This is a genomic window from Ancylobacter gelatini, assembly GCF_022601675.1.
Classification (GTDB): Bacteria; Pseudomonadota; Alphaproteobacteria; order Rhizobiales; family Xanthobacteraceae; genus Ancylobacter; species Ancylobacter gelatini.
In genome coordinates this window covers 108109-120015 of sequence record NZ_JAKVIL010000001.1, presented here as the reverse complement: position 1 = coordinate 120015, position 11907 = coordinate 108109, and the positions used below count along the sequence as shown (strand labels likewise).

Below are 11907 nucleotides of genomic sequence, written 5' to 3'. Positions count from 1 at the left end.
ATGATGCCGATGGATCCACTATGCGAGGCCAATGGACCCTGACGCTCCGGAATCTTCCATGCGCACGAGAGCCTCGCCGCCCGCCGCGTCGCACGCGCCCATGGACGTGCTGCGCCAGCTTGAGGACGACATCATCTTCGGCCGGCTCGCGCCCGGCGCGCGTCTGGTCGAGGACGCGATGATGGAGCGCTACGCCACCAGCCGGCACTATGTCCGCCGGGCGCTGGCCGCGCTGGAGCGCGACGGGCTGGTGCGGCACGTCGCGAATATCGGCGCGACGGTCTGCTCCTTCACGGCGGAAGAGGTGCGCCAGATCTACGAGGCGCGGGAGATGCTCACCCGCCAGATCGTGCTCATGATCCCGCTGCCCGCGCCCGAGGCGCTGATCGCTCGTCTTGAGGCGATCCAGGCCGAGTATCGCCGCGAGGCCGCCGCCCCGAACCTGCGGCGGCTGCATGAGATCAACGACGCCTTTCACCTCGCCATGCTGGAGGGTTGCGGCAATCCCTATCTGGTCCGCACCGCCAAGGACTACATGCGGCTCTCGCTGCCGGTCCGCGCCACGAATCTCGCCGATGGCGAGGGGCTGCAACGCTCGTTGCGCGAGCACGATCACATGATCGCGCTGCTCCGGGGCAGCGATGCCTGGGCACTCGCGCAGCTCAATATCGAACACATGCAGGCCAGCAAGAGCGACTACCTCGCCCGCGCCGCGCAGGCCTCGACCCTCGAACGCACAGGAACCCGCTCATGAAACTCGATTCCAGCGCCGCCGGCGTCTTTCCGATCGCCCCCACCCCGTTCCACGCCGACGGCCGCATCGACGAGGCGTCGATCGACCGGCTGATCGAGCGCTATCTCGCCGCCGGCTCCAACGGCGTCACCGTGCTCGGCATATTGGGCGAGGCGCCCAAGCTCGACGCCGCCGAATCGCTGGCGATCACCGCGCGCTTCATCGACGGTTTCGGCGCGCTTCCCGTCATCGTCGGCGTCTCCGCGCCCGGCTTTGCCGCCATGCGCGCGCTCGCCCATGCGGTGATGGAGCGCGGCGCGGCGGGCGTGATGATCGCGCCCCCGCCCTCGCTGCGCACCGACGAGCAGATCACCGGCTATTTCCGGCAGGCGGTGCAGGCCATCGGCGCCGATATCCCCTTCGTGCTGCAGGATTATCCGCTCACCCTCACCGTGCAGATGACGCCGAAGGTGATCCGGCAGATCGTCACCGAGAACCCGTCCTGCGTCATGCTCAAGCATGAGGATTGGCCGGGTCTGGAGAAGATCACCGCCCTGCGCGGCTTCCAGAAGGAAGGCTCGATGCGGGAGATTTCCATCCTCACCGGCAATGGCGGCCTGTTCCTCGATTTCGAGATGGAGCGCGGCGCGGATGGTGCCATGACCGGCTATGCCTTCCCGGAAATGCTGTCCGCCGTGGTGCGGTTGCAGAAGGAAGGCCGGCGTGACGAGGCGCACGACCTGTTCGACGCCCATCTGCCGCTGCTGCGCTACGAGCAGCAGCAGGGCGTCGGCCTTTCCGTGCGCAAATACGTGCTGATGCGCCGCGGCATTCTCAGCTGCGACGCCCAGCGCCAGCCCGGCTCGACGCTGACCGCCAAGGCCCGCGCCGAGGTCGATTATCTGCTGGAGCGACTGGAACGGCGCGACGGCAAGCTCGCCTCATGGCTCGCCGCCTCCTGAGCCAACCCGCCGCCCGACCAGCGAAAGACGCACCATGATCAAGGGTTTCAGCGGCCATATCGGCTATCTCTTCAACGAAATGCCGCTGGAACAGCGCTTCGCGGCCGCCCGCGAGGCCGGCTTCGATGCCGTGGAGCATCCAGCGCTCTACGGGCTGCCGGCCGCCCGCGTGAAGCAGCTCCTCGACGCGTGCGGGTTGCCGATCGTGCAGTCGAGCTTTCCCGCCGGCGAAATCTCGCGCGGCGAGAAGGGTTTTGCCGCCCTGCCCGATCAGATCGAGCGCTTCCGTGCCAGCCTCGCGCCCAGCCTCGACTATGCGGAAGAGGCCGGCATCCCCGCCCTGCACTGCATGGCAGGCGTGCGACCGGTCGGCGCCGATCCCGCGCGCATGTGGGACACCTACATCGCCAATATGCGCCTTGCCGCCAAGGCCACCGCCGAACGCGGCCTGCTGCTCCTGATCGAGCCCATCAGCAGCGGCAGCATCGCCGATTACTTCATCGAGGATCCGGCCGACGCGGTCCGGGCGATCGCCGAGATCGGCGCGCCCAATGTGCGCCTGCTCTACGACGTGTTCCACGCCACCATGATCGGCTCGGACCCGTTCGCCTTCATCGCCGACCATGTGGAGCTGATCTACCATATCCACATCGCCGACCATCCCGGCCGCCACGAGCCCGGCACCGGCACCATCGATTTCGCGCGCCTCTACCGCACGCTCGATGAGGCCGGCTATGACGGCCTCATCGGCTGCGAATACACCCCGCGCGCCGGGACGCTGGAGGGGCTGGGCTGGCTCGCCAAGGCCCGCGCCGCCTGAGCCCCCTCACCCGGCCTGACGGCGCGCCCGCGCGTAGCGGTTCTCCGGCACGGGAATGCCGAGACTGTCCCGCAGCGTCGTGCCCTCGTACTCGTCGCGGAACAGGCCGCGACGGCGCAGCTCCGGCACCACCAGCTCGGTGAAGTCTTCCAGCGCCGAGGGCAGCGTCGGGCACATCACGATGAAGCCGTCAGCGGCGCGGGTCTCGAACCACTCTTCCATGAAGTCGGCGACCATCGCCGGCGTGCCGGTGATGCCGTTGCCGGTGTGCTTCTCGCTGAACAGGCGAATGAGTTCGCCGACCGTATGCCCCTTCATCACGAAGTCGGTCAGTTCGTCGAACAGCGCCTTGGAGCCCTTGGCCGCCGCCGGCAGCCGGTCCTTGGGGAACGGCGCGTCGAGCGGCACGCCGGTGAGGTCGGCTTCGAGGAATTCCGCCAGCATCAGCCGGCCGACATCGGGGTGCAGCTTGTCGGCGAGGAAGCGCACCTTCTCGCGCGCTTCGTCCTCGGTGCGCCCGACATTGATGACGACGCCCGGCATCACCTTCAATTCGTCCGGCGCGCGGCCGAACTTGGCCATGCGCTCCTTCAGCGTCGCGTAGAACGCCTGGCTGCGCTGGAGGTTGGAGGCGAGCGAGAACACCACCTCGGCCGTCTCCGCCGCCAGCTCGATGCCGGCCTCCGAGCCGCCGGCCTGCGCGATCACCGGGCGGCCCTGCGGGGTGGAGGCGATGTTGAGCGGGCCGCGCACCTGGAAGTGCTTGCCTTTGTGGTTCAGCGTGTGGAGCTTGTCCTTGTCGTAATAGACCCCGCTCTCGCGATCGAGCTTGAGCGCGTCGTGCTCATAGCTGTCCCACAGCCCGAACACGACATCGACGAACTCCTTGCCGCGCTCATAGCGCAGCGCATGCGGGTCCAGCCCCTCGCGGTTGAAGTTGTAGCCGGTCTCGTCATGGTCGGAGGTCACGACGTTCCAGCACGCCCGCCCGCCGCTGAGATGGTCGATGGACGCGAAGATACGCGCGAGGTTGAAGGGTTCGTAATAGGAGGTGGAGGCGGTGGCCACCAGCCCGAGCCGCGAGGTCGAGACCGCCAGCGCCGAGAGCAGCGAGAGCGGCTCGAAGCGGTTCATCTTGGTCGGCGAACGCGAGAGACCCTCGGGATCGCCGATGGCGGCGGCCGGTGAATCGGCGAGGAACATGAAGTCGAACTTCGCCGCTTCCGACATCTGCGCGACCTTGAGCAGATGGGAGAAGTGATTGGCGCCATTGACGTCGCAGCCCGGATGCAGCCAAGCGGCCGGGTTGTAGCCGAATGTATAGACGAAGGTTCCCAGCTTCAGCTTGTCCGAGCGGCGCATCTCTTCCCTCCAAGAACGATGCGTCGATCTTGATTTGTATAGACCTTAAAGTCGAGCGCTCGCGATAACCGGCCACAGCTCGATGACGAAGAACGCGCCGTCTCCGCCCGGTGTAAGCGTCGCCGGGCCGTCGAGCCGCACGGCGTCGTCGAGCCCGAGTTCCACAGCCGCGCCCGCAGCCTCCGCAACCACCAGCCCCGCCATGCGCGACAGGACCAGCGTGAAGCCGCCCGCGGGCGCGCTCACCACCGCGCGCGCCTCATGCCGCGTCACCTTGTGCGCGAACCCGCCGCGCCGGGTCATCACGTTGAGGTCGCGGATCGGTCCGTCGATCAGCGTCGCCGCGGTCGGCACGTCGGCGGGAAACGCTGCCGGCGCGCTGGCCGCCTTCAGTTCCAGCGAGGCGCGGCCGGCAATGTCGAGCCGCATCCCCGCCCCGCTCAGGATCGCCAGCGTGCGGTCGATGCCGGGAAACGACGAGAACGGTCCGTCGCCCGCCACATCCGCCATGCTGACGCGCCAGTCGAAGGCCTCCAGCCCCGCCCCTTCCGGCGCGACGGCGATCTGCGTGGTCGAGCCGCCACCGTTCTTCCAGGGCATCACGCGATGGCCGCTCGCGCGCAGGACCCGCATCACCCGAGAATGCCCGGCAGGTTGAGCTGGTGCTCCTTCGCGCAGTCAATGGCGATCTGGTAGCCGGCATCGGCGTGACGCATCACGCCGGTCGCCGGGTCGTTCCACAGCACGCGGGCGAGGCGCGCATCGGCATCCGCCGAGCCGTCGCAGCAGATCACCATGCCGGAATGCTGCGAGAAGCCCATGCCGACGCCGCCGCCATGGTGCAGCGAGACCCAGGTCGCGCCGGAGGCGGTGTTGAGCAGCGCATTGAGCAGCGGCCAGTCGGACACCGCGTCCGAGCCGTCCTGCATCGCCTCGGTCTCGCGATTGGGCGAGGCGACCGAGCCGGAATCCAGATGATCGCGGCCGATCACGATCGGCGCCTTGAGTTCGCCGTTGCGCACCATCTCGTTGAAGGCGAGGCCGAGCCGGTGGCGGTCGCCCAGGCCCACCCAGCAGATGCGCGCCGGCAGACCCTGGAAGTGGATGCGCTCGCGCGCCATGTCCAGCCAGTTGTGCAGGTGCGTGTTATCGGGGAGCAGTTCCTTCACCTTGGCGTCGGTCTTGTAGATGTCCTCCGGGTCGCCCGAGAGCGCCGCCCAGCGGAACGGGCCGATGCCCCGGCAGAACAGCGGGCGGATATAGGCCGGCACGAAGCCGGGGAAGTCGAAGGCGTTCGCCACCCCCTCCTCCAGCGCCATCTGGCGGATATTGTTGCCGTAGTCGACCGTCGGGATGCCGGCGTGGAAGAAGTCCAGCATCGCCTTCACATGCACCGCCATCGAGGCCTTCGCCGCCTTGGTGACGCCCTTGGGGTCGGAGAGCTTGCGGTCTTCCCATTCGGCGAGTGTCCAGCCGATCGGCAGATAGCCGTTCACCGGGTCGTGGGCGGAGGTCTGGTCGGTCACCGCATCGGGCTTCACGCCGCGCTTCACCAGCTCGGGTAGCACCTCGGCGGCGTTGCCGAGCAGAGCGACCGAGAGCGCCTTGCCCGCGCGCGTCGCCTCATTGATCAACTCCAGCGCATGGTCGAGGTCGCGCGCCTGCACGTCGACATAGCCGGTGCGCAGCCGGAACTCGATGGAGGACGGCCGGCATTCGATGGCAAGGCACGAGGCGCCCGCCATGGTCGCCGCCAGTGGCTGCGCCCCGCCCATGCCGCCGAGCCCGGCGGTGAGGATCCACTTGCCCTTGAGCGAGCCGCCGAAATGCTGGCGCCCCATCTCGACGAAGGTCTCGTAGGTGCCCTGCACGATGCCCTGCGAGCCGATATAGATCCACGAGCCGGCGGTCATCTGGCCGTACATGGCCAGCCCCTTCTTATCCAGCTCGTTGAAATGGTCCCAGGTCGCCCAGTGCGGCACGAGGTTCGAGTTGGCGATCAGCACGCGCGGGGCGTCCTTGTGGGTGCGGAACACGCCCACCGGCTTGCCGGACTGCACCAGGAGCGTCTGGTCCTCCTCCAGCTCGCGCAGGCTCGCGACGATGCGGTCGAAGCTCTCCCAGTCGCGCGCCGCGCGGCCGATGCCGCCATAGACCACGAGTTCGCCCGGCTTCTCGGCGACATCGGGGTCGAGATTGTTCATCAGCATGCGCAGCGGCGCCTCGGTCAGCCAGCTCTTGGCGGAAAGCGTGGTGCCGTGGGCGGCGCGGATGGTGCGGCTGTTGTCGATACGGGTCATCGGTCGGCTCCTCAGCGTGCAGTGCGTGCGAAGGCGATGCACGCGTCGAGAATACGGGTGAGCACCGCGCGGGCGGGCGCGGCAAAGGCGGGGTCGTAGGGCGTCGGCCAGTTGCCGGGCGCCACCGGCCCGAGCGGCTCGTCCATATAGAAACGGCAGGCCAGCTCCATCTGCACGGCATGCACGCCGCGCGCGGGCGCGCCGTAATGGCGGGTGATGTAGCCGCCCTTGAAGCGGGCATTGCTGACGCGCTCGAAGCCGGAGGCGTCGCAGATCGCCTCGATCTCGGCCTGAAGCTGCGGCGCGCAGCTCGCACCGGAATTGGTGCCGATGTTGAAATGCGGCAGCACGCCCTCAAACAGGCGCGGGATCACCGAGCGGATCGAGTGGCAGTCATAGAGCACCATCGTGCCATGCTCGGCCCGCACCCGCTCGATCTCGGCGTTCAGCGCGGCATGGTAGGGGTCGAAATAGGCGCCCCGCCGCGCCGCCACATCCGGGCCCTTCCCTTCGACATAAAGAGGCTCGCCGTCGAAGGTGGTGGTCGGGCATAATTCGGTGGTGGCCTGCCCGGGATAGAGCGAGACGCCGGAAGGGTCGCGGTTCACGTCCACCGCGGTGCGCGACACGCTGGTGCGCACCACGCTGGCACCAAGGCCGGCGGCGAAGTCGTACAGCGTCTCGATCCACCAGTCGCAATCCTTGCGCGCGAGCCACGGCGAGACCAGATCCCCGGCGATGTCGTCCGGCAGGTCGGTGCCGGTATGCGGCAACGACACCACAAGCGGCGCGCTGCCGTGATGGACGGTGATGAAGGCGGGCTCGGTCATGCGCGCGCCTCCCCGCTCGTGCGGTGCGACGCCTTCTCCCCATCGGGGCGGGGGCCAAGGCCTGTTCCGCCAGGGTGCGCCCGCTCGGCCGGCGCGACGCGGCGATCTCTCCGCCACGGGGAGAGGTAGAGAATGCCGATGCGCAGCAGGCCCATGCTCCTCACTCCCCCGAAATCGTCGGCAGCCCCACGCCGCCGAGCGCCGCCACCGCGCCGGAGCGCACCAGCGCGTTCGCCGCTTCCATGTCGGGGGCGAAATGCCGGTCCTCGTCCAGATGCGGCACCTGCGCCCGCAGCAGCGCCCGCACCTGTTCCAGCACCGAGCTGGAGGCCAGCGGGGCGTGGAAGTCGCAGCCCTGCGCGCTCGCCAGCAATTCGATGCCGATCACGCACACCGCGTTCTCCACCATCGCCAGCAGCCGGCGGGCGCCATGGGCGGCCATGGAGACGTGGTCCTCCTGATTGGCGGAGGTCGGGATGGAATCGACGCTCGCGGGATAGGCGCGCTGCTTGTTCTCGGACACCAGCGCCGCCGCCGTCACCTGCGGAATCATGAAGCCCGAATTCAGCCCCGGCTTCGGGGTGAGGAACGCCGGCATGCCCGACAGCGCCGGGTCGACCAGCATGGCGATGCGCCGCTCGCTGAGCGAGCCGATCTCGCACACGGCGAGCGCGATCATGTCGGCGGCGAACGCCACCGGCTCGGCGTGGAAATTGCCGCCAGAGAGCGCCTCGCCCTCCTCCGGGAAGATCAGCGGATTGTCCGAGACGCCGTTCGCTTCGGTCTCCAGCGTGCTCGCGGCCTGCCGCAGCACGTCGAGCGCCGCGCCCATCACCTGCGGCTGGCAGCGCAGGCAATAGGGGTCCTGCACGCGCTCGTCGCCCGTCAGATGCGAGGCGCGGATCGCCGAGCCCGCCATCAGCCCGCGCAGCGCATCCGCGGTCTCGATCTGTCCGCGATGCTTGCGGAGCTGGTGAATACGCGGGTCGAACGGTGCATCCGAACCGCGCGCGGCGTCGGTCGAGAGCGCGCCGGTCATCAGCGCGGACTTGAACAGGTTCTCGGCCTCGAACAGCCCGGCCAGCGCGTTGGCGGTGGAGAACTGCGTGCCGTTGAGCAGCGCCAGCCCTTCCTTGGGGCCAAGCGTCAGCGGCGCCAGCCCGGCATCGGCCAGCGCAACGGCGGCCGGCACCCGCGCGCCATCGACGAAGATCTCCCCAACGCCGATCATCGTCGCGGTCATGTGCGCGAGCGGGGCAAGGTCGCCCGAGGCGCCCACCGAGCCCTGGCACGGCACCACGGGCGTCAGCCCCTTGGTGAGAAACGCCTCCAGCAGCGCGATGGTGGCTGGTGCCACGCCAGACGCCCCCTGCGCGAGGCTGGCGAGCTTCAGCGCCATCATCAGCCGCGCCACCGGCACCGGCATCGGCTCGCCGACGCCGGCGGCATGGGAGAGCACGATGTTGCGCTGGAGCGTGGCGAGGTCCTCGGAGGGAATGCGCACGCTGGCGAGCTTCCCGAAGCCGGTATTGATGCCATAGACCGGCGCGCCCTTGGCAAGGATCGCCTGCACCGCCTCATGGGCGCGGGCGATGGCCGGCGCGGCCTCCGGCGCAACCGTCGCGGGGGCGCCGCGATAGATCGCACGCCACTGGGCGAGCGACACCGCGCCCGGCTTCAGGATGATCTCGTTCATTTACCCCTCCAGACGCGGGCATGCAGCGGGTTGAAACCCATGCGGTAGACCAGCTCCGCCGGCCGCTCGATGTTCCAGATCGCCAGATCGCAGCTCTTGCCGGCCTCCAGCGTCCCGATCTCGTTCAGCCGCCCCAGCGCCCGCGCCGCCTCGCGCGTGACCCCGGCGAGGCACTCGTCCACCGTCATGCGGAACAGCGTCGCGGCCATGTTCATGGTCAGCAGCAGCGAGGTGAGCGGCGAGGTGCCGGGATTATTGTCGGTCGCCAGCGCCATATGCGTGCCCTGCGCGCGGAACAGGTCGATCGGCGGCAGCTTGTTCTCGCGGATGAAATAGAACGCGCCCGGCAGCAGCACCGCCACGGTGCCGGCGGCCGCCATCGCGGCGGCGCCTTCTTCATCGGTATATTCCAGATGGTCGGCCGAGAGCGCGCCGAACTCGGCGGCGAGCTTGGCGCCGTGCAAATTGGAGAGCTGGTCGGCATGAAGCTTCACCGGCAGTCCGAGCTCCTCGGCCCGCGCGAACACCCGCTCAATATGGGCCGGCAGGAAGGCGATGCCCTCGCAGAACCCGTCCACGGCATCGGCCAGCCCCTCGCGGGCGACCGCCGGCAGCATCTCGTCGCAGATCGTGGTGATGAAGGCGTCCTTGTCGCCCTTCGCCTCAGGCGGCAGCGCGTGGGCGCCGAGAAAGGTGGTGGTCACCGAGACCGGGCGCCGCACGCCCAGCGCCCGCGCCGCGCGCAGGCTTTTCAGCTCGCTCTCCAGCGACAGGCCATAACCGGACTTCACCTCGACCGTGGTCACCCCTTCCGCGATCAGCGCATCGAGCCGGCGCAGCGCGCTCGCGACCAGTTCGTCCTCGCTGGCGGCACGGGTCGCGGTCATGGTGGAGACGATGCCCCCGCCCGCCCGCGCGATTTCCTCATAAGAGGCACCGGCCAGCCGCAGCTCGAATTCATGGGCGCGGTCGCCGCCATGGATCAGATGGGTGTGGCAGTCGATCAGGCCGGGCGTGATCCAGCGGCCTTCGACATCGATCGTCTCGTCGGCCTCGAAGGAAGGCGCCTCGCCCGCCGGGCCGGCATAGACGATGCGTCCGTCCAGAGCGGCGACCACGCCATGCTCGACAAGCCCCAGCCCCGGACGCGAAGGTGCCAGCGTCGCCAGCCTCGCCCCTCGCCATAGCCGATCGCAGCGCATCGCATTCCTCCCGGCAGCGGCAAAGGCGATTGGCAGGCGCCGCTGATATGTATATACATAATCGAACGACGCGCCCCTTGTCCAGCCTGAACGAAAGGCCCTTGCGATGACCCGGCTCTGGTTCGACTCCGCCCTTCTTCCCTCCGGCTGGGCGCGCAACGTTCTGGTGAGTGTGGAGCATGGCCGCATCGCCGCGATTGCCGCCGATGCGCCGGCCGAAAGCGCCGATGAGCGCCACGCCCTCGCCCTGCCCGGCCTGCCCAATCTTCACAGCCACGCCTTCCAGCGCGCCATGGCCGGCCTTGCCGAAAAACGCGGCCCGACCGGCGACAGCTTCTGGACCTGGCGCGAGGTGATGTACCGCGTGGTCGACCGCATGGACCCCGACCATGTCGCCGCCATCGCCGCGCAGGTCTATGTCGAGATGCTGGAAGCCGGCTTCACCCGCGTCGGCGAATTCCACTACCTGCACCACGACCGCGACGGGGGCGCCTATGCCGACATTGGCGAGCTGGCGCACCGCATCGCGCAGGCCGCGGACGAGACCGGGATCGGCCTGACCCTGCTGCCGGTGTTCTACGCCCATGGCGGCTTCGGCGCGCAGGAGCCCACGCATGGACAGCGCCGTTTCATCAACGATCTAAACAGCTTCTCACGACTGATTGAATCAAGTCGTAAAGCACTTGAATCACTTTCTGATGCGGTTCTCGGCCTCGCGCCGCACAGCCTGCGCGCCGCGACCGCCGAAGAAATCGCCGCCCTCCTTCCGCTCACTGACGGCCCGATCCACATCCACGTCGCCGAGCAGGTCAAGGAGGTCGAGGACTGCCTCGCTTGGTGCGGGCGCCGTCCGGTGGAGCGGCTCTACGACACCGCGCCCGTGGATGGGCGCTGGTGCCTGATCCACGCGACCCATATGACGCGTGAGGAAACCCGGCTCATGGCCGCCAGCGGAGCGGTTGCCGGCCTGTGCCCAATCACCGAGGCCAATCTCGGTGACGGCATCTTCCCCGCCCCGGATTTCGTCGCAGCCGGAGGGCGTTACGGCGTCGGCTCGGATTCCAACGTGCTGATCGACGCCGCCGAGGAGTTGCGCACGCTGGAATATTCCCAGCGCCTCTCGCTGCGCGCCCGCAATGTGCTGGCCATGATCGAGGGCCGCTCCACAGGCCGCGCTTTGTTCGAGGCCGCGCTCGCCGGCGGCGGTCAGGCACTCGGCCGCCCGGCGCAGCTCGCGGTCGGCGCCAGCGCGGATATCGTCACGCTCGACATGAGCGCGCCCGCGCTGGAAGGTCGCAATGAAGACGCCGCGCTCGACGGCTGGATCTTCGCCAGCGCCCGGCGTCCGGTCGATTGCGTGTGGCGCCATGGCGAGAAGCTGGTCACCGGCGGCCGGCATCGCTCACGCGACGAGGTCCGCGCGCGGTTTCGGCAGACATTGCAAGCGATTGCCCCGTGAGCCTCGATCCAACATAGTGGACGGATTCCCCTCCCACTCCTGGATCGATCGATGCCTCCCCAATTCCTGATGATACAAGGCGCCCCGCAGCCGGTGGCGCCGTTCAGCCACGCCGTGGAAGCCGATGGCTGGGTGTTCGTCACCGGCCAGATGCCGACCTGGCCGGACGACGATTCCCGGCCGCTGCCCGAAGGCGTGGAGGCACAGACCCGGCGCGTGATGGACAACCTCATCCTGGTGCTGGAAGGCGTCGGGCTCGACCTGTCCCATGTGGTGCAGGCGCGCATCTACCTCACCGAATTCAAGCGCGACTACCCGGCGATGAACGCAGCCTATGCCGCCTATTTCCCGCCGGACCGCCGCCCGGCCCGCACCTGCATCGGCGTCACCGGCCTCGCCCGCGATGCGTTGGTGGAGATCGATTTCGTCGCTCGCCGACTTTAAGGACTTAGCCGACGGACCTGAATCAAAAAATGAGGAAGGGAACGGTCATATCTCATTGATTTTGATGGATATATCGCAACTTCATCCAATCTCGCTGAA

The 11907-nt window shown here is 68.4% G+C and carries 11 protein-coding genes; 5 read left to right on the top strand and 6 right to left on the bottom strand.

What is annotated here, in order from left to right:
• The first annotated feature begins 58 nt into the window (after nucleotides 1–58).
• Genes MKI84_RS00515 through MKI84_RS00505 form a run of 3 tightly spaced genes read left to right on the top strand, consistent with a single transcriptional unit; the run spans nucleotide 59 to nucleotide 2515 of the window.
• Nucleotides 59–754, top strand: a complete 696-nt coding sequence (locus tag MKI84_RS00515) for a GntR family transcriptional regulator (protein ID WP_241616024.1) — start codon at nucleotides 59–61, stop codon at nucleotides 752–754.
• Nucleotides 751–1695 (top strand): dihydrodipicolinate synthase family protein, encoded by a 945-nt coding sequence (locus tag MKI84_RS00510; protein ID WP_241616023.1) that lies wholly within the window; start codon nucleotides 751–753, stop codon nucleotides 1693–1695. Before MKI84_RS00515 ends, MKI84_RS00510 begins: the two co-directional genes overlap by 4 nt.
• A gap of 34 nt (nucleotides 1696–1729) precedes the next feature.
• Nucleotides 1730–2515, top strand: coding sequence for a hydroxypyruvate isomerase family protein (locus MKI84_RS00505; RefSeq protein ID WP_241616022.1), 786 nt, complete (start codon nucleotides 1730–1732; stop codon nucleotides 2513–2515).
• Nucleotides 2516–2521: 6 nt separating this feature from the next.
• Here MKI84_RS00505 and MKI84_RS00500 read toward each other — a convergent pair whose 3' ends face one another.
• From MKI84_RS00500 to hutI, 6 genes are all read right to left on the bottom strand, one after another.
• Entirely contained in the window at nucleotides 2522–3877 is a 1356-nt protein-coding gene (locus tag MKI84_RS00500) for an LLM class flavin-dependent oxidoreductase (protein ID WP_241616021.1), read from the bottom strand.
• A gap of 45 nt (nucleotides 3878–3922) precedes the next feature.
• Entirely contained in the window at nucleotides 3923–4510 is a 588-nt protein-coding gene (locus MKI84_RS00495) for a HutD/Ves family protein (protein ID WP_241616020.1), read from the bottom strand.
• Nucleotides 4510–6177, bottom strand: coding sequence for a urocanate hydratase (gene hutU, locus MKI84_RS00490; RefSeq protein WP_241616019.1), 1668 nt, complete (start codon nucleotides 6175–6177; stop codon nucleotides 4510–4512). Before hutU ends, MKI84_RS00495 begins: the two co-directional genes overlap by 1 nt.
• An 11-nt stretch (nucleotides 6178–6188) precedes the next feature.
• On the bottom strand, nucleotides 6189–7007 hold the full coding sequence (gene hutG / locus MKI84_RS00485) for an N-formylglutamate deformylase (RefSeq protein ID WP_241616018.1): 819 nt from the start codon (nucleotides 7005–7007) through the stop codon (nucleotides 6189–6191).
• 160 nt (nucleotides 7008–7167) lie between these two features.
• A complete protein-coding gene (hutH, locus tag MKI84_RS00480; RefSeq protein ID WP_241616017.1) occupies nucleotides 7168–8703 on the bottom strand; it encodes a histidine ammonia-lyase in 1536 nt (511 codons plus the stop codon).
• Complete coding sequence (gene hutI, locus MKI84_RS00475; RefSeq protein WP_241616016.1) at nucleotides 8700–9905, bottom strand: imidazolonepropionase; 1206 nt, start codon at nucleotides 9903–9905, stop codon at nucleotides 8700–8702. The genes hutH and hutI overlap by 4 nt, the downstream gene beginning before the upstream one ends.
• Nucleotides 9906–10011: 106 nt before the next feature.
• Between hutI and MKI84_RS00470 the strand changes: the two genes are divergently transcribed.
• Both MKI84_RS00470 and MKI84_RS00465 read left to right on the top strand, forming a co-directional pair.
• Complete coding sequence (locus tag MKI84_RS00470; protein WP_241616015.1) at nucleotides 10012–11364, top strand: formimidoylglutamate deiminase; 1353 nt, start codon at nucleotides 10012–10014, stop codon at nucleotides 11362–11364.
• Nucleotides 11365–11415: 51 nt separating this feature from the next.
• Nucleotides 11416–11808 carry a RidA family protein gene (locus tag MKI84_RS00465; RefSeq protein WP_241616014.1) on the top strand — a complete coding sequence of 131 codons (393 nt, stop codon included), beginning with the start codon at nucleotides 11416–11418 and terminating at the stop codon, nucleotides 11806–11808.
• Nucleotides 11809–11907: the final 99 nt, after the last annotated feature.